General features: G+C 63.6%; 17 protein-coding genes. 13 read left to right on the top strand and 4 right to left on the bottom strand.

Going from position 1 to position 17,273, the window contains the following annotated elements:
• Positions 1 to 82 precede the first annotated feature (82 nt).
• Positions 83 to 1,153 (top strand): sensor histidine kinase, encoded by a 1,071-nt coding sequence (locus HNR59_RS03535; protein ID WP_183826044.1) that lies wholly within the window; start codon positions 83 to 85, stop codon positions 1,151 to 1,153.
• Positions 1,150 to 1,815: a response regulator transcription factor gene (locus tag HNR59_RS03530; RefSeq protein WP_183826041.1), complete on the top strand. Its 666-nt coding sequence runs from the start codon at positions 1,150 to 1,152 to the stop codon at positions 1,813 to 1,815. Before HNR59_RS03535 ends, HNR59_RS03530 begins: the two co-directional genes overlap by 4 nt.
• 19 nt (positions 1,816 to 1,834) lie before the next feature.
• Here HNR59_RS03530 and HNR59_RS03525 read toward each other — a convergent pair whose 3' ends face one another.
• Positions 1,835 to 2,968, bottom strand: coding sequence for an MFS transporter (locus tag HNR59_RS03525; protein WP_183826038.1), 1,134 nt, complete (start codon positions 2,966 to 2,968; stop codon positions 1,835 to 1,837).
• 106 nt (positions 2,969 to 3,074) lie between these two features.
• Between HNR59_RS03525 and HNR59_RS03520 the strand changes: the two genes are divergently transcribed.
• The 11 genes from HNR59_RS03520 to HNR59_RS03470 all read left to right on the top strand — a co-directional run bounded on the left by HNR59_RS03520 (position 3,075) and on the right by HNR59_RS03470 (position 14,495).
• Complete coding sequence (locus HNR59_RS03520) at positions 3,075 to 3,863, top strand: helix-turn-helix domain-containing protein (protein ID WP_183826035.1); 789 nt, start codon at positions 3,075 to 3,077, stop codon at positions 3,861 to 3,863.
• Between the two features lie 208 nt (positions 3,864 to 4,071).
• A complete protein-coding gene (locus tag HNR59_RS03515; RefSeq protein ID WP_183826031.1) occupies positions 4,072 to 4,305 on the top strand; it encodes a hypothetical protein in 234 nt (77 codons plus the stop codon).
• Between the two features lie 497 nt (positions 4,306 to 4,802).
• Positions 4,803 to 5,309, top strand: a complete 507-nt coding sequence (locus HNR59_RS03510; protein WP_183826028.1) for an RNA polymerase sigma factor — start codon at positions 4,803 to 4,805, stop codon at positions 5,307 to 5,309.
• Between the two features lie 117 nt (positions 5,310 to 5,426).
• Complete coding sequence (locus tag HNR59_RS03505) at positions 5,427 to 6,419, top strand: FecR family protein (protein WP_246374481.1); 993 nt, start codon at positions 5,427 to 5,429, stop codon at positions 6,417 to 6,419.
• 115 nt (positions 6,420 to 6,534) lie between these two features.
• Complete coding sequence (locus tag HNR59_RS03500) at positions 6,535 to 8,940, top strand: TonB-dependent receptor domain-containing protein (protein WP_183826022.1); 2,406 nt, start codon at positions 6,535 to 6,537, stop codon at positions 8,938 to 8,940.
• 56 nt (positions 8,941 to 8,996) lie between these two features.
• Entirely contained in the window at positions 8,997 to 9,905 is a 909-nt protein-coding gene (locus HNR59_RS03495) for an ABC transporter substrate-binding protein (protein WP_183826019.1), read from the top strand.
• Positions 9,902 to 11,005: a FecCD family ABC transporter permease gene (locus HNR59_RS03490; protein ID WP_343060630.1), complete on the top strand. Its 1,104-nt coding sequence runs from the start codon at positions 9,902 to 9,904 to the stop codon at positions 11,003 to 11,005. The genes HNR59_RS03495 and HNR59_RS03490 overlap by 4 nt, the downstream gene beginning before the upstream one ends.
• Positions 11,002 to 11,754 (top strand): heme ABC transporter ATP-binding protein, encoded by a 753-nt coding sequence (locus HNR59_RS03485; protein WP_183826016.1) that lies wholly within the window; start codon positions 11,002 to 11,004, stop codon positions 11,752 to 11,754. The genes HNR59_RS03490 and HNR59_RS03485 overlap by 4 nt, the downstream gene beginning before the upstream one ends.
• A 16-nt stretch (positions 11,755 to 11,770) precedes the next feature.
• Positions 11,771 to 12,433: an O-methyltransferase gene (locus HNR59_RS03480; protein WP_183826013.1), complete on the top strand. Its 663-nt coding sequence runs from the start codon at positions 11,771 to 11,773 to the stop codon at positions 12,431 to 12,433.
• A gap of 21 nt (positions 12,434 to 12,454) precedes the next feature.
• Positions 12,455 to 13,204: a siderophore-interacting protein gene (locus HNR59_RS03475; RefSeq protein WP_183826010.1), complete on the top strand. Its 750-nt coding sequence runs from the start codon at positions 12,455 to 12,457 to the stop codon at positions 13,202 to 13,204.
• Positions 13,205 to 13,592: 388 nt separating this feature from the next.
• Complete coding sequence (locus HNR59_RS03470) at positions 13,593 to 14,495, top strand: DMT family transporter (protein ID WP_183826007.1); 903 nt, start codon at positions 13,593 to 13,595, stop codon at positions 14,493 to 14,495.
• Between the two features lie 90 nt (positions 14,496 to 14,585).
• Here HNR59_RS03470 and HNR59_RS03465 read toward each other — a convergent pair whose 3' ends face one another.
• From HNR59_RS03465 to HNR59_RS03455, 3 genes are read right to left on the bottom strand one after another with little or no spacing between them, the layout of a single operon-like run.
• Positions 14,586 to 15,545, bottom strand: a complete 960-nt coding sequence (locus HNR59_RS03465; RefSeq protein WP_183831296.1) for an ATP-binding cassette domain-containing protein — start codon at positions 15,543 to 15,545, stop codon at positions 14,586 to 14,588.
• Positions 15,545 to 16,453 carry an ATP-binding cassette domain-containing protein gene (locus tag HNR59_RS03460; protein WP_183826004.1) on the bottom strand — a complete coding sequence of 303 codons (909 nt, stop codon included), beginning with the start codon at positions 16,451 to 16,453 and terminating at the stop codon, positions 15,545 to 15,547. The genes HNR59_RS03465 and HNR59_RS03460 overlap by 1 nt, the downstream gene beginning before the upstream one ends.
• A complete protein-coding gene (locus HNR59_RS03455; RefSeq protein ID WP_183826001.1) occupies positions 16,450 to 17,271 on the bottom strand; it encodes an ABC transporter permease in 822 nt (273 codons plus the stop codon). The genes HNR59_RS03460 and HNR59_RS03455 overlap by 4 nt, the downstream gene beginning before the upstream one ends.
• Positions 17,272 to 17,273: the final 2 nt, after the last annotated feature.

The following is a 17,273-nucleotide window of genomic DNA, read 5'->3' as shown; positions in this document are numbered from 1 at the left end:
GCTCTGACACATTGTTTCGACGCAATTCCAAACGCGAAACCACTGCGCACTTTTGCCGGAATTGCTTTAGCCACCGGATGACATGACGTTCAGGCTTTCCACCCCGCTCCGCTACAGCCAGACCCTTACCCTTGCCGCACTTGCGGGGGTGATGGTGGCAATCTTCATTGCCGATACGGTCACGGATTACGCCATTGCCGCGGCGGTCTTCCACACCGCCGTCATTCTCATTGCCGCCCGCATCCTGCCGCCGCGTCTGGTCGTCATTCTGGCCGTCGCCTGCGTGGCGCTGACGGTGCTGAGCTTCGCGCTGACCCGCTCCGGCAGCTATGATGTCGGCATCGTCAACACCGGCATCAGCATCGTTGCCATAGGCGTCACAACATATCTGTCGCTGAGACTGGTGGCGGCGGAGGCGGCCGCCCATGAAAGCCGCGAACGGCTTCTGCGTATGGCGCGCGTCACCAGCCTCGGCGAACTGACCGCCTCGATCGCTCATGAGGTTAACCAGCCGCTGGCGGCGGCTGCAACCAGCGCCGGGGCCTGCCGCAGATGGCTGGAGCAGGAACCGCCGGCAATCGACAAGGCCATCCGCGCCGCAGACCGGATGGTGGAACAGACGGAGCGCGCAAGCGCGGTGATCGCGCGCGTGCGCGGACTGGCCAGCGGCAAGCCGCCCCAGAAGAGCGCCTTCGATTTCAATGCGCTGGTGCATGAAATCGTCGCCATGGCGCGCGACCAGATCGAGCGCCACGACATCCATCTCAGGCTCTATCTTCAGGAAAGCCTGCCGCCGGTGATGGCGGATCGCATCCAGATCGGGCAGGTGGTGGGAAACCTGCTCATCAACGCCATCGAGGCGATGGCCGTCTCCACCGGGAAAGCGCGCGAACTGGACCTCATCGCCGAGGTGGACGGGCCCGGATTTGTCCGCTTCCGTGTCGCCGACAAGGGGCCGGGCTTCCGTCCGGGCGAAGCGGACCATCTGTTCGATGCCTTCTGGACCACCAAGAAGGACGGGGTCGGGCTCGGTCTCACCATCTGCCGTTCCATCGTGGAAACCAATGGCGGGCGCATCTGGTCGCAGAACAATGAAGAGGGTGGCGCCATGTTTCTGGTGAGCCTGCCCGCCGCTGCGGAGACCGTTTCATGAACAGGCAAAACAGCGACGGCGAACCGGAAAAGGCCGTCGTCTATGTCATCGACGACGACCGCTCGGTGCGCGAGGCCGTGGAGGACCTTCTGGCCTCCGTAGCGCTTGAGGCCCGCGTTTTCGGCTCGGTGCAGGAATTTCTCGATCAGGATGTGGCGGATGCTCCCGCCTGCATGGTTCTGGATGTGCGCATGCCCGGCCAGAGCGGCATGGATTTCCTGTCCCATATGCAGGAACTCGGCCTGCATATGCCCACCATCATGATCACCGGACATGGCGACATCGCCATGGGCGTGAAGGCCATGAAGGACGGCGCGATCGAATTTCTCACCAAGCCGTTCCGCGATCAGGACCTGCTCGACGCCATCCATCACGGCATCGAGACCGACCGCGCGCGCCGGACGCTGGAGGCGCAGGCATCGGAACTGCAAAAGCGGTGGGCAAGGCTTTCGCAGGGCGAGCGCGATGTCGCGCGGCTGGTGGCGCAGGGGCTTCTCAACAAGCAGATCGCCGGCGAACTCGGCCTCAGCGAAATCACCGTCAAGGTGCGGCGCGGCCATGTCATGCGCAAGCTGGAGGTGCGCACTCTGGCCGAGCTGGTGCGGGTGGCGGACCGCATTGAAGCCACCACCCGCAGTCATCAGAAACCCGCTTCATTGTGAAGCCCGCCGGCCCGGCCTGCTATCGGCGGATCATAGGGCCGATCACCATGAGGAGGGCTGCGCACATGGCGCAGGCGACGAGCACAAGATCCAGCCTCTGGCCAAACCCGGCAGCCACCAGCCCCAGCCCAAGCAGATTGTAATAGAGCAGGCTGAGCACGGCTCCCGCGGTTCCGGGGCGATCCGTGTAATTGCGCAAGGCTCCGGCGAGGATGTTCGGGATCGCAAGAGCATAAGCCGTGGCGATCACCGCCATCCCGGCCATGAAAACCGGGCTGGACGACCAGATGAACACAATCCCCGCGCCAGCGGCCAGAAGGGCGACTCCAAGCCTGACAAGGTGACCGGCGCTCCATCCCCGCCGCAGCAAGGCGGAGTTTGCCAGCGCACCAGCCAGGGATGCGGCGGCCAGAACGAGGCCACTTTCCCCGAATTCAAACCAGCGCGTCTTCAGCGCTTCAAACAGGAAGGGTCCCATCTGGTAATAGGCGAAAATGGTGAGGTTGAAGATCGCAATCAGCGCGGCGTTGAGCCAGATATCGCGATCCCGCAACATATCATTCAGCGTCAGCAGAAGGCGTGCCGCCCGAGCGCCGGCCGGACGGGTTTCCGGCCAGAATACAAGGCTGAGCCCGAGAAGAGCGATCGCCAGCAGGCCCAGTGCAGCGAAAACGCCCTGATGACCGGCAAGCTTTGCGATCTCCTGCCCGGCGAACATGCCAATGGCCGGACTGATCGCCAGCGCCATTCCAAGCAGGGAAAAAACGCGGGCGAGGTCAGTGCCCCGATAGCTGTCGCGCAGCGCCGTCTGCGTGACGATCGAGCCGACTGCCGCACCGAAGGCTGAAATCAGCCGCGCCGTGAGAAGCTGGCCAAAATCCCCGGCCATCATCGCCCAGACAGAGCCCAGCGCGTAAAGCGCCAGCCCGCCGAGCAGTGCCGGACGACGCCCGGCAATATCGCAAAGGCGTCCCCAGGCAACAACGCCGAAGGCGAATGCGACGAACCACAGGGAGAGCGTCTGTGCCGCCTGCTGCGGCGAGGCACGATAGGCTGAGGCGATCATCGGCAGGGCCGGGCTGTAGATGGTTTCCACGATCTGAGGGAAACTCAGCAGCAGAATGACGAGCGGAAGGGGTGGATGGCGGAACATGGATGCCTCAGCTTTCTGGTGAGGCTCCTGCTCTATCGCTGTCCCGTTTTGCCTGTTACAAACATAATGACAATTTATATCGGAAATCGGACAATCGGGATGAACTGTGGTCTGGCTCGCTCCCTCCGATCCCTTTGATGCCGACCTGATGGAGGCGCCGGTCGTAGGGATTGCCTCGCGGCTGATGCAGCACGATTCCGGCTGGCACCGCCATGGGCGCGGGCAGTTGCTCTTTGCCTATTCCGGGTCGATCCGGATCACGCTGCCGGGCGCCATCTCGATCCTGCCTCCGATCCGCGTGGCATGGATTCCGCCACAAACCCTGCATCGCGTCCGCATCCGCAGCGAGGTGGAGTACCGGTCGATCTATCTCGACCAGACACGCATTGCGTCCCCCTTCCACGGCTGCGCCATCGTCACCATGACGCCTCTGCTGCGCGAGGTGTTCGAGCGCATCAGCTTTCAGCCTTTCCAGACCGACTGGACGCAAGGGGCTGCGCGCAACATGCTGGCGGTGTGCATGGATGAACTGCGGGCCGCACCGCACGAACCGATGTTGCTGCCAGTGCCGTCGGACCCGCGACTCGCCCGGCTTGATCCCGAAGAGCTTCCTCCCGATCTCGAAACCCTGGCGCACAATGTTGGCGCCAGCACCCGCACGATCACGCGCATCTTCCGGCGCGAGACGGGCATGACCTACCAGACATGGCGGCAAAGCTGGCGGCTTTTGCGGGCAGTGGATCTGCTGGCCTGCGGGCAAAGCGTAACCAGAGTCGCCTTCGATCTCGGCTTCGCCAGCGACAGTGCCTTCGTCGCGTTCTTTCGGCAGATGACGGGCCAGACACCCCGACGGTACATAGCCGGCTCCCGCTCAACAGGCGGCAACCACGGCTGATTGGCAAACCGATTTGCGCTGGCTATGCATGCAACATGGGACTGAAGCACCCGGGTAAAAAGTCCCGAATGGTAATTTCAGCGCGATGGCATTAAAGGGCCGATATCAGATCGATTCCCGCTGATCCGGCAGCATGCCGGCTTTCCGAAGCGGGACGCAGGCCGAACAATGTGGCAAGCGCCACCAGACCATAAAAAGGAACAAGCCGGTGAGCGAAGCGACCGTGGAAGACATCACCAACCGCATCTATGAATCTCTCAAGGCCGACAATCTCGATCTCGATATTCATATCGCAGACCTCAAGGCGGCACTGAAGCGGGAAGACCTGAAGGAAGCCGTTTTCGACCCGGCCAGACTGGCGCAGAACAACCGCTCCGGAAGAAAGCTCATGCAGGCATATTTTCGCCAGCGTGGCGTATCGGTGAAATACTCGGCCTCGTAGAGCCCTCCTGCCAGTCAGCCAGTTTGCCGTATGCCCGGCAAACTGGCGGCCAGCCCCTCATTAAGGTGCGGCTGGCACTCCCCCCTTCGCGATAGTTTCGGCCTTCCCGGCAGGGAGAAGTTTTCTTCTGGCGGCTGCCCGCAGGCACCGCGCTTGCTGGCCGCAGATTTCCGTGACCGCTCAGCCGAACCAGTATTGTCCATGAGGACGCATCCCTGTCAGCCGGCCCCGGCTCGGGTCGTCGCCAACGGGACAGCCGACAGGGCCGGCTCATGTGCGTGGCGTTCATGCAGGCGCGCATCTCGCAACACCCTATGAAAAGCACCTGTTTCGGGCTCGCCCTGCCTATTGCAGAGGCCATCCGGCCCTGCTAGGAAAAGTTGAGCCATGTGTTCATATTAGATGACCGGATGCTCTGTTGTCCGGGAGAGAGAAAACGTCTTCGGGCGCGGGCAGCCAGAAGTCATATCTGCGGCCCTTGCAAGAGCTTAAGCCCGATGACGGAGTCAGAAGACCGCCATCTCCTCTATCTTACCCATCGTGTCGCCCTGATCGACTATGCCACGCCGATTCTCGGCTCGCGGGATGCGGCGGAAGATATCGTTCAGGATGCGTTTTTGCGGTTCTCTCCCGCCAGAGCCCAGCTCGGCGCGCCGGAACTGACGCTTGCCTATCTTTACCGTATCGTACGCAACCTTGCTTTCGATGTGCTCAAGCGTCGCAAGATCGAACAGCGTGAAGGCGGCAGGAATGCCCCCTTCTGGGCAGCGCCGCGCGATGCACACACACCGGAGCAGTCCCTGCTGTTCTGCGATCAGATCCGTGTCGTGTCGCATGTGCTGGCCACCTTGCCGGACGAGATGCGGGTGGCGGTGGAGATGTATCGCTTCGGCGGTTTCACGCTGGAGGAAGTCGCCGCCCATCTCGATATTTCAGTGGCCACGGCCCATCGCCACATTCGCACCGCCATGGTGAAAGTGGCTGCGCAACTCGATCGCTCCTGAGACAGCGACCCCCAATGAAAAAAATTCCTGTCCCGGTCGTCTTTGGATATGAACCGGGGGATATGAACCGGGTGCGAACAGGTACGGCGGCACCGAAAGACCGCGACAGAGATGACCTTGGGCGACGAAAACCACACAGACCCCTTGCTGGATGAAGCGGCCGACTGGCTCCTGCGGCTTCAGGAAGCGCCGCGCGATGCCCGCACAGCAGAAGAATTCGAGACGTGGCTTGCGCGTTCTCCCGAACATGCGCGCGCATGGGCCAGCATCGGCAGATCCTGGCGGCTGATCGGCGAAGTAGCACCCACGCACGAGGCGGCCTGGAAGCAGAGAACGCGGAGCCGAAGGCGCCTTTCGCGGAGCGGACATTCCGTATCAGGCGGATGGCGCAGGATTGCCGGCATTGCCGTTGCCACAGCCTGCGTGGCGTTTCTTGCACTGTCAGCCCCCTCGTTCATGCTGCGGTTGCAGGCAGACCATCTGACAGGCACGGCGGAAAGCCGGGTGATCACCCTCGCGGATGGCTCGACCGTGACGCTTGGCGCAGACAGCGCCATTGCCGCGACTGTCAGCAGCCATGAGCGCAGCGTCACATTGCTGGCCGGCGAGGCTTTCTTTGAAGTGAGGCGCGACGTTGCGCGTCCGTTCACCGTGAAGGCTGGAGAAGTCACCGTCGCGGTTCTGGGAACAGCCTTCGACGTCCAGCTTACCACCAGCACCGCAACCGTGCAGCTCGAACATGGCTCTGTCGATGTCGGCTACAGCCGGGAAGGCACAAGCGGCAACGCGCATCTTGCTCCGGGCGAGATGATGCGCGTCGACCGGCAGACTGGCGAAATGTCGCGCAATCCCATCGCGAAGGACGATATTGCGGCATGGCGCAATGGCTACCTGTTCGTGAGCGATGCCACGATCGGTTTCGTGGCCGAACAATTGCAGCGCTATCACCCGGCCTGGATCAGCGTTCCGGACCGCGATCTGGCGGCAAGGCGCGTTACGGGCCTCTATGACCTGCGCGATCCCGACCGTGCGTTGCGCGCGCTTGTCGAGCCCTACGGCGGCCGGGTGCGCGCCGTCTCCCCTTACCTGCGGATCCTGTCGCGCCTGTGAAATTTCTTCCGGCGGCAAAAAAAATGCCGTCAGATGAAAAAAAATCGCGAGCCGATCGTCTGTATCTCCGGAAACGCACGCCTTGACTGTGCGTCATATGCCGGAGACCGAGAAAATGGGCGTGCACGCACATCGCCGCAAACACACCACCCGTATCCGCATCGCGCTTGCCGGACGGCTGCTGGCCACATCCGCGCTGATCGGTTTCGCGGCTCCCCTGCTTCACGTCCAGCATGCCGGCGCCCAGTCGGGCGAAGTCGCTGCCGCCCGCGCCTTCGATATTCCCGCCCAATCCCTCGCCAGCGCGCTCAACACGTTCGGCAGGCAATCCGGATTGCAGGTAACGCTTGCTTCGTCGACGTCGGATGGCGTCACCTCACGGGCCGTCAAAGGCACGCTCACGCCACAGCAGGCCCTGAGCCAGTTGCTGCAGGGAACCGGCATACCCTTCCGCATCAACGCCGACCGCACCGCCGTCATCGGTCTGCCGGACAGCACCGGCACGCTTCCGCCGGACACCGAAGGAGCCCTCGTTCTCGATGCCATCACCGTCACCGCAGGCGGGTTTGCCCAGGCCCTTGTCGAAGCGCCGGCAAGCATCACCCTCATTCCGCGCGAAGAGCTTGAGACGAAGCCCTATCGCTCGCTGATGGATGCCGTGCGCCATGTCGAAGGCGTGACCATGGTGGGCGGCGACAATGGCGACATTTCCATTCGCGGCATGCCGCCCGCCGGTACGCTGATCATGGTCGATGGCCGCCGCCAGAACAGCACCCGCGAACTGAACCCCAAGAGCGGCAACTCCGTCGAAGACAACTGGATGCCGCCGATCGGGGCCGTGGACCGCATCGAGGTCGTGCGCGGGCCGATGTCGTCGCGCTACGGCTCCGACGCCATGGGCGGCGTCATCAACATCATCACACGCAAGGTCGCCGAGGAGTGGTCAGGCTCGGTCGGGGCGGATGTGACGCTGCAGGGCAATTCCCGTGCGGGAAATGCCTATCTCGGCGATTTCTACCTGACCGGTCCGATCGTGCCCGAACTTCTTGGCCTTCAGGTCTGGGGATACAAGACCGCCCGCGACGAGGACCAGATTCCGGGCGGCTTCAACGAGAGCGACAATCTCAACGGAACCGCACGGCTGTGGTTCACGCCAACGCCCGACCACGACATCCTGTTCGAGGCGCACAAGAGCCATCAGCGCTACTGGGAAACTGCCGGAAACAGCTCCACCGGAACGTCCGACGTCTACCGGGACTATGACAGGGAGAGCTACACGCTTGCCCATACGGGGCGGTGGGATTTTGGCACCTCCCAGTTCTCCTATGTGTATGACACCGCTTCGCGGGACACGTTCACCGCAGGCGCTCCCGACACATGGATGCCCGACCTTGCCAACCACACCATTGACGGCAGCTTCGTCGCGCCGCTGGGAGACCGGCACACGCTCAGCTTTGGCGGCCAGTGGCGTCGCCAGATTCTCGACATCGGCGGCATGCGCAACGGACAACTGCCGCCGCTGCCGGACGGCACCCCGGCAACCGGCCAGCTTTCGGCCGAAGTGGACCAGTGGGCGCTGTTCGCCGAGGACGAGTGGAAGATGACGGATACCTTCTCCCTGACGGGCGGCATCCGCTACGACAACAACTCCATCTTCAGCGACCACATCTCCCCACGCCTCTACGGCAACTGGCGGCCGAACGAGAACTGGGCCATCAAGGGCGGCGTCGCGACAGGTTTCGTGCCGCCCACGATGAAGGAGTATGTGCCCTATATCGGCAATGGCCAGCGCGGCGGCGCGACGACCTGGGGCAATCCCGAGCTGAAGCCGGAAACCAGCCTCAACAAGGAGATCGGCCTCTACTACGACAATCTGAGCAATTTCTCGGCCAACATCACCTATTTCCATACCGACTACGACGACAAGATCGCCAATACTGGATCGCGCTGCCTCAACGCGCCGTCGGGACAGCCATCCGACGGCAATGGTTGCTGGAGCGGCCCGGACGGGCGCCCGATGAGCGTGTACTTCAATGTACCCGAAGCCATCATTCAGGGCGTGGAGCTTGCGGGGCGCTGGAATATCGATGACCCCTTCACGCTGAGCGGCAACTATACCTACACCGATTCCAAGATGAAGACCGACGGCATCAGCGTCTACGGCTTCCCGCTCGGGCAGGCCGACGGGCTGGCTCCGGTTTCCACCCCCCGTCACGCCGCCAGCCTGCGGCTCGACTGGCAGGCTTACGAGACGCTGGCCACTTATGTGCGCGCCAATTACCGGGGCAAGGACAATCAGGGCGTCAACTGGGGCGGCGGCAGCAATCCCATGAACAAGAGCGCCGGCGATCTGCTGACCTTCGATGTTGGCTTCTCCTGGCAGGTGAATGACAGCTTCACTCTCAACGGTGCTGTCTATAATCTGACCGACAAGACCAACTATGATCCCGACCGCACCGGTTCCTACCAGTATATCGAAGACGGCAGGCGCTTCTGGCTCGGTGCGCGCACCACATTCTGAAGAATGACCGGCGGCATGCGGTCACGTACCCCTGCCGCCCTTCAAAGGTGATAGTCATGCGTTTTGCCCTGCTGGCCTGCCTGATGTCCGCGCTGCTTGCGGGAAATGCTTCGGCCACCACTGTCGACCTGTCCGGCGAACAGCCCTATCCGCAACTTTACCAGCCAGCGGAACCCGGCGGGACGGCAATGGAAGGGCGCCATGTGGTGCTGCTGGGCGCCGATCTGGTCGAGATCTCGGTCGCGCTCGGCGCGGCGAACCGCATTCTGGCCCGCCCGGCCGACATCGATCTTCCCGGCATCGAAGACACTCCCCACAAGGTGCGCGAATGGGCAGGTGTGGAAGGTGTGCTGGCCATGCGCCCGCAGCTGGTGATCGGCTCCACGGTCATCAACCAGCGTCTGCTGGACGGGCTGGCCGGACTTGGCATCCGCACCGACCTGATCGACCGCACCCTGCCGGCTACGGAAAAGGTCTCCCGGCTTGCCGCTCTGCTCGGCCTGGAGGAGCGCGGCGAAAAACTGATTGCCGCCATGGAAGCCGACTACAAGGCCATGGAGCCTGTTTCCGTCGAAGGGCGCCCCCTGCGCATCGTCCATGCCTCGAAGATGGGGGCGGGCACCAGCTTCACGGCCGGCGGCGCGGAAACGGCCGTCCACAATCTGATCCTGCGGGTGGGCGCCGTCAATGCAGCAGCCGAGGTCGGCCGCGACCGCTACAGGCCCGTCACTCCCGAGGGCATGGTTCTCATGGCGCCGGATGTCATCCTCATTTCCGAGGTGGAACTGCCGGCCTTCGGCGATCTGGACGGCATCTGGGATGCCTATCCGGGCGTCGCCCTGACCCCGGCGGGCCGCAACCGCAACCTCATCATCATGCGCGAACTGCATGTGCGGGCGGATGCCGCCTCCTCAGGCATAGCGACGCGTGCGCTGTCGCGCGCCCTGCACAAGATGTTCCCGTGAGCAACACGCGAACCAACCGACTGGCCGACCAACTGGCCAACCGACCGGCCGACCAACTGGCGCGGCCTGCCGACCGCACGCCGCTGATCGCGCTGTGCATGGGGGCCTGCCTGGTCCTTGCCTTCTTCGCCTCGATTGCCATCGGTGCCGTTTCCCTGTCGCCGGGCGATGTGTTCGACGCCGTCGTCTCGCGCTTCAGCTCGGCTCCGCTCGACCAGACAGCCGCTCTCAATCAGGCCGTGGTCTGGGATCTGCGGCTGGCGCGCGTGCTGACCGCCGTCATCGTCGGGGCAAGCCTTGCCACCTGCGGCGCCGCCATGCAGGGGCTGTTCGGCAACCCGCTCGCGGATCCCGGCATCGTCGGCGTCTCCAGCGGAGCCTCGCTCGGCGCCATCATGGTCGTGGTTCTCCAGATTTCCACCTTCGGCATGTGGACCCTGCCGGTCGGAGCATTTCTCGCGGGCGTTGGCACCACCTTCCTGATCTACGCGCTGGCGCGGCCCGGACAGGAAGGCAGCGACAATTCGAAACTGCTGCTGGTCGGCATTGCCGTCAACGCCATCGGCGGCGCCTTTGCCGGCTACCTGACCTATCTCGCCACCGCCGATCAGCTGCAGAGCCTCACCTTCTGGTCAATGGGCTCGCTGTCGAGCGCAAAGTGGCTGACCGTCGCCATATCCGCTCCGCCCACGATCATCGGCATCGCCCTGCTCTGCCGCTGGGCACGTCCGCTGGATCTTCTCGCGCTGGGGGAGCGGCAGGCCCGCCATCTCGGCGTCGACGTTACCCTGCTGCGCCGCAAGCTCATCTTCGTCACCGCCCTGCTGGTGGCGGCTGCCGTCTCCTTCAACGGCACCATCGGCTTCGTCGGCCTCGTCGTGCCGCATCTGTTCCGGCTGATGATCGGCCCGGCGCACCGGCTGCTCATTCCTTTCTCCGCCGCCGGCGGCGCGCTGCTGGTGATGCTGGCGGACCTTGCCGCGCGCACGCTCGACCCGCCTTCCGAAGTGCCGATCGGGGTGATCATGGGGTCGCTGGGCGGGCCGTTCTTCCTGTGGATGATCTACCGCAGCCGCAGGTTCGGGATCGCGCCGACATGATCGACATCTTCGACATCACCGTTACGGTCGGTACCCGCAATCTGCTGGAAGACGTGTCTGCCCGCTGCGAACCCGGCACGCTGACAGCGCTTGTCGGACCCAACGGCGCCGGCAAGTCCACCCTGCTCTCCGTCATCGCCGGCGATCGCAAGCCGGACAAGGGATCGGTCGAGCTGGCGGGCAAGGCGGTTCACGCCCATTCGGTGCGTGAGCTGGCGCAGGTCCGTTCGGTCTTTCCGCAGGGGTCGGTGATCCGCTTCGGCTACACCGTCGAGGAGGTGGTCGCCATGGGCCGCGCCTTTCGCGACCTGCCGCCCGATGAGGACGAGCGCGCCGTGCTTGCCGCCATGAACGGCTCCGAGGTCCGGGACATGGCGTTCCGCAACGCCCAGACGCTGTCCGGCGGCGAACAGGCGCGCACCACCTTCGCACGCGTCATGGCGCAGGCGACACCGGTCGTGCTGCTGGATGAGCCGACCGCCGCACTCGACCTGCGCCATCAGGAGCGGGTTCTGGCCATGGCGCGCGAGATGGCAGCCGGTGGCGCGACCGTCGTGGCCGTTCTCCATGACCTCAATCTGGCCGCCGCCCATGCCGACAAGATCGTGCTCCTGTCGCAGGGCCGCGTCGCAGCGGATGGTCCGCCATGGGAGGTGCTGCGTCAGGACCTGATCGAAAACGTCTACCGGCAGGCGGTGCGGATACTGGAACATCCGGTGCGCGGCTGCCCGGTCGTGCTCACCACCTGAAACCAAGGAGCTTCCCATGACCTGCACTCTGCACCGGGCCGACGTCGCGGCCATCCTCGCACGCGAACACGCCGCTGCCCGCTCCATGCGCGAGGCACAGGCGGCCGCACCGCGCGACGACAGTGCGCCTCCCGTCCACACGCTGGATTTCCGCACCTCCGAACGCCACAAGACGAACTACCTGTCGATCGGGCCGCGCATGGGGCGTTTTCTCTATGCCTCGGCGCGGGCGATCAATGCCCGCAACATCGTCGAGTTCGGCACCTCCTTCGGCATTTCCACCCTGTACCTCGCGGCGGCCGCGGCTGACACGGGCGGGCGGGTGACCGGCTCGGAATTCCATGAAAACAAGGTGGAAAAGGCACGCGCCAATCTCGCCGATGCCGGGCTGGCTCCGCTCGTCGAAATCCGCGCCGGCGATGCGCTGCAGACGCTGGCCGACGTGCAAGGCCCCATCGACCTGCTCTTCCTGGACGGGGCAAAGGATCTCTACATCGAAATCCTGAAAATGCTGGAAGACAGGCTTCGTCCCGGCGCGCTGGTGATTGCCGACAATGCCGATCATCTGCCGCCGGATGAAGGCTTCCTCGCCTATGTCGGTGACTCCAGCCCGCGCTATCTCACCACGCTGCTCGGCTTCCACAAGGGGCTGGCCAGCCAGTCGCTCGTGCTTTCCTGAAACCTGGATAAGGCAGATATCATGGATCAACAGACTGAACAGGCTCCACGCAAGCGGCCTCCTCTGCCCGAATGGACGCTGAGCGTGGTCGAAGCCTTCGATGTTACGCCGCGCATGCGCCGGGTGGTGTTCACGGGCGACAATCTGGACGAGATGACGTACCGGCCGGGTCAGGCGCTGGTACTGGCCATGCCTCTTCCGGAGGGCGGCACCGGTCGGCGCGATTACACCATCCGCAGCTTCGACAGGAAGAAACGACAGCTTGCGATGGACTTCGTGCTGCATGGCACCACGCCTTCCCCGGAGTGGGCACGTCGCGCGGCAGCGGGCGACATGCTGCAGGTGCGCGGCCCGCGTGGGCGCACGGTGATAGACGAAACCGCCGACTGGCATCTTTTCTGCGGCGACGAAACCTGCCTGCCTGCCATCCTGCATATGCTGGAAAGCCTGCCGGAAAACGCGAAGGTGCATGTTTTCCTTGAGGTTGGCGGCCCCGGCGATCGCCAGAAGGTGCCGGAGGCGTTCGCGACATCCGTGACATGGGTCGATCGCGGCGGCGAGGAAGCCGGGCCGAACACGCTGCTGCTCGACCGGCTGGCCGCTTTCGAGCTGCCGCAAGGCCGTGGCCATGCCTACATCATCGGCGAGACCAGCAATGTGCGGGCGCAGCGCCGCCACCTTGTTGAGCGCGGCCTGGAAAAATCACAGATCTCGTCGGAAGGCTACTGGCGACCCGGCCGCATCGGCGGTCACGATCACGTCGACGACTGAGCGGAAGGCCGCAACCTCAAACTCGCAGTGCAGAAAGTACCTGCCCCTCATATTGCTCGTTCAGACACGTTTGCGGATCTGAACGAGCGATCTGGTCTGGCTGCAGCGACGACCACGAAGTTGTGGCAGGAGGCTCTGGCGGCAGAGCAGGGTCTATTCAGAATGAACCGCCCGTGTTCCCGCACACCGGCGTTGGCAATTCGCCTCTCCCGAGGGTGAGTTGCGATGACGGCTTCTCGCTGAGCCGATCTCGGTGAACAGGGTGCCGTTTGTTGAGGAAGGCGCGCTATGCCATGCGATGCCTGCGCATGGCACACCACACACACCCTCTGATGCGCGAAGGTCGGCAATCGGGTTTTCATGACGGGCTTACGGGAGAAAATTTGAAATGCCGGTAATGCCAAGACGCTGGACAGACCTGCTGGCTGTCCTGACCCTTGCCACGCTCTGGGGGCTGAACTGGCCGGCGGTGAGAGTTTCTCTCTTTGCATTTCCGCCGTGGACCTTTCGCGCCATCGGAATGGGGTCAGGTGCGCTTTTTCTGTTCTTCATGGCCCGTCTTTTCGGACAGCGGCTCCTGCTGAAGAGATCAGAGATGCTTCCGGTCTTCGCCGCAGGCTTCTTCACCATAACCGCGTTCAATCTCCTGCTGGCATTCGCCCAGCTGGCCGCGCCGACTTCCCGCGCGGTCATCGTAACTTTCACGCTTCCCATATGGACCGTCATCCTTGCGCGTATATTCTTGGGCGAGCAGCTGAACAGGCAACGTATGATCGGTCTCGGATTCGGCGTTGCGGGACTGATGTCGCTTGGGTGGCCGCTGATCGTGGAAGGCACATTCTCCTTTGGCCTGTTCCTGGCTCTGCTTGCCGGTATTTCGTGGGCGTTTGGCACGATTGTCATCAAACGATTTCCCACTTCCGCACCACCTATGAGCATCGCTGGCTGGCAACTCGCAGCCGGTGCGCTGGCATCAGCCGCCGGGATGCTGATTTTTGAACCCTGGGTTCTGTCTCAGGGTCTGCCCATGCAGAATTTCCAGCCACGGATATGGGTTGCTCTGACTTATCACATCGTGTTTTCGCAGGGTTTCGCGTACCTGATGTGGTACCGCATGCTGGCTCGCCTGCCGGCGGGTACGGTCAGCCTGTCAACGCTGATGGTGCCTGCGATCGGGGTCTTCAGCTCTGTTATTTTCCTTGGGGAGACACCTTCGCTTGCCGATTTCATCGGCCTTGCGCTGATGACCGCAGCGGCCTGCGCGGTAGCGCTGCCACAGCGCAGGGGATAGGCCGCTTTTCATGGATGCTTGCGGTTCATGATTTCCGCTGTCATACACGCCCGCATACAGCCTCCGGCGCGTGCAACCATAAAACCGCGTCTATGAGCGCGCCAGACGCACGTAATGGCCGGGGCTGATCTCCACCAGTTCCGAAGGCTCCGGCGCCACCGTCACGTCGGGTGCGGATGAGCCGTCATCGGCGAAGATCCAGCCTGCCGGGGCCTGCACGGAACCCTCCACGACAGCTTCCCGGCTCAGGCCCAGCACCGCACCGGGATCGGGGATAGTGGCGATCAGGCGGCGCGTGTAGGGATGGACCGGATCGGAGAAGATCGCCGACCATGGACCTGTCTCCACGATCTGGCCGAAGAACATGACCGCAACCCGGTCGCTCATATGTTCGACCACGCTCAGATCGTGGCTGATCATCAGATAGGAAAGGCCGAACTCCTCCTGAAGGTCGAGCAAAAGATTGATGATCTGGGCGCGGATCGAGACGTCGAGCGCCGAGACGGGCTCGTCGAGCACGACGATTTCGGGTTGCAGGATGAGCGCGCGCGCAATGCCGATACGCTGGCGCTGGCCGCCGGAAAACTCATGCGGATAGCGCTCCGCCTGCTCGGGCGTCAGCCCCACGCTGCGCATCACGCGCTCGATACGATCCGACAGTTCCGAACGGGCCGTGACGTTGTGGAGCCGGAGCGGCTGAGCCAGCGAGTGCCACACCGTCTGGCGCGGATTGAGCGAGGCATAAGGATCCTGAAACACCATCTGCGCCGCCATGGCGCGCTCCATGCGCGATGGCGCCTGCGGCCCTGAAAACGGCTTGCCGCGAAACAGGATCGATCCTTCCGACGGCTCCTGCAATCCCATCACGGAGAGCGCCGTCGTTGATTTTCCGCAGCCCGATTCGCCCACGATCGACAGGCATTCGCCCTTTGCCAGATCGAGGCTCAGCCCGTTGACGGCATGCAGCATCTTTCGCCCGCGTCCGAACCAGCTGCCTGAAAGCGGAAAGCGCACATGCAGGTTTTCGACAGACAGAAGCGGTGCGTCCATCATCCTGCCTCGCCTGGTACCGGGTTTCGGGGGGCAATGAAGCGCGTCTCGGTCAGCCGCGAGCGATCGGCGATGAAGCTGTCGATGTCGACCAGTCGCTGGCGCCCGTGCAGCCGGCGCGACCCGAGTTTCGGCAGCGCTCCCAGAAGACCGCGCGTATATTCATGCCGGGGGCTGACGAACAGGTCCCGGGTGGCGTTCTCTTCCACCAGACAGCCCGCATACATCACACCCACCCGCTGGCACATGGTGGCGATGACGCCGAGGTCGTGGCTGATGAACAGCACGGCCGTGCCCCGTTCGGCGCACAGTTCCCTGATCAGCTTCAGCACCTCCGCCTGCACGGTAACGTCGAGCGCGGTGGTTGGTTCGTCGGCGATCAGCAGGGCCGGATCGCAGGCAAGGGCCATCGCGATCATCACCCGCTGGCGCAGACCTCCCGACATCTGGTGCGGATAATCGCGCGCACGGCGTTCCGGCGTCGGCACCCGCACGCTGGCCAGCGCCTCCACCGCCATCTTCTCCGCCTGCGCCCAGCTCCTGCCCTGATGCTGGACATACATTTCGGCGATCTGCCGCCCCACCGTCTGCAACGGGTTGAGCGCGCTCATCGGCTCCTGAAACACCATGGCGATGCGGTTGCCGCGCAGGCTGCGCATCTCGCGCCTCGGCAGCGCAAGAAGGTTGCGGCCTTCGAAGAAGATCTCGCCGCCCAGTGTCTGAAGCGGCTTCTTCAGAAGCCCGATGATGGCCAGCGAGGTGACGGACTTTCCGGAGCCGGATTCGCCCACCAGCCCATAGGTCTCGCCGGGCATGATCTGGAACGACACGCCTTTGAGGATGCGATGGGCCTGACCGCCATGACGCAGCCCCAGCTCCAGATTCCTGACGTCGAGCAGCGGTTTCACAGCTTGCGGGTCCTCATATGCGGATCGAGCATGTCGCGAAGGCCGTCGCCCAGAAGGTTGAACCCCAGCACCGCAAAGAAGATCGCCATGCCGGGGAAGATGGCGGTCCACGGCGCGATCTGGATCATCTGGCGCGCATCGGTGAGCATCGAGCCCCAGCTTGGGAACGGCGGCTGGATGCCGAGCCCGAGAAAGGAAAGGGCTGCCTCCGACAACACCGCCGAGCCCATGCCGAGTGTCGCCATAACCAGAACCGGGCCCATGATGTTGGGCAGGATCTGCGTGAACATGATGCGCGGGTCGCTGTAGCCGAGCGTCTGCGCGGCCTGCACATAGCCGAGCGATTTCAGCGACAGCGTGGAAGAGCGCGCGATGCGGCAGGTCCAGCTCCAGTTGGTGAGCCCAAGCGCGATCAGCAGCGACACGAGGCCGGGGCCGAGCACGGCCATCACCGCCAGCGCGAAGATCAGCGAGGGAATGGCGAGCATCACATTGGTGAGGCCGTTGACGAGGTCGTCCCACCAGCCGCCCCAATAGGCCGCCGACATGCCCAGCGCGACGCCGATGATGGTGTTGATGATCTGCGAAACGATGCCGACGGTGAGCGAAATCTGCGCCCCGTAGAGAATACGCGAATAGACGTCGCGTCCCTGCGCGTCGGTTCCGAACCAGTATGTGGCATCGGGAGGCAGTTCCGCGCTCATCAGGTCGGCGTCGAGCACCGGATCGAAATGGGCAAGCCATGGGGCCAGCAGCCCCGCCAGAATGACCAGCGCGGTGAGCGCCCCGCCGAGAATGAGGTTGAAGCCCAGCTTCATGC

This window comes from Aquamicrobium lusatiense (assembly GCF_014201615.1).
Taxonomy (GTDB): Bacteria; Pseudomonadota; Alphaproteobacteria; order Rhizobiales; family Rhizobiaceae; genus Mesorhizobium; species Mesorhizobium lusatiense.
Note: the sequence above shows the minus strand (reverse complement) of the source record. Positions and strands in the feature narration are given on the sequence as shown.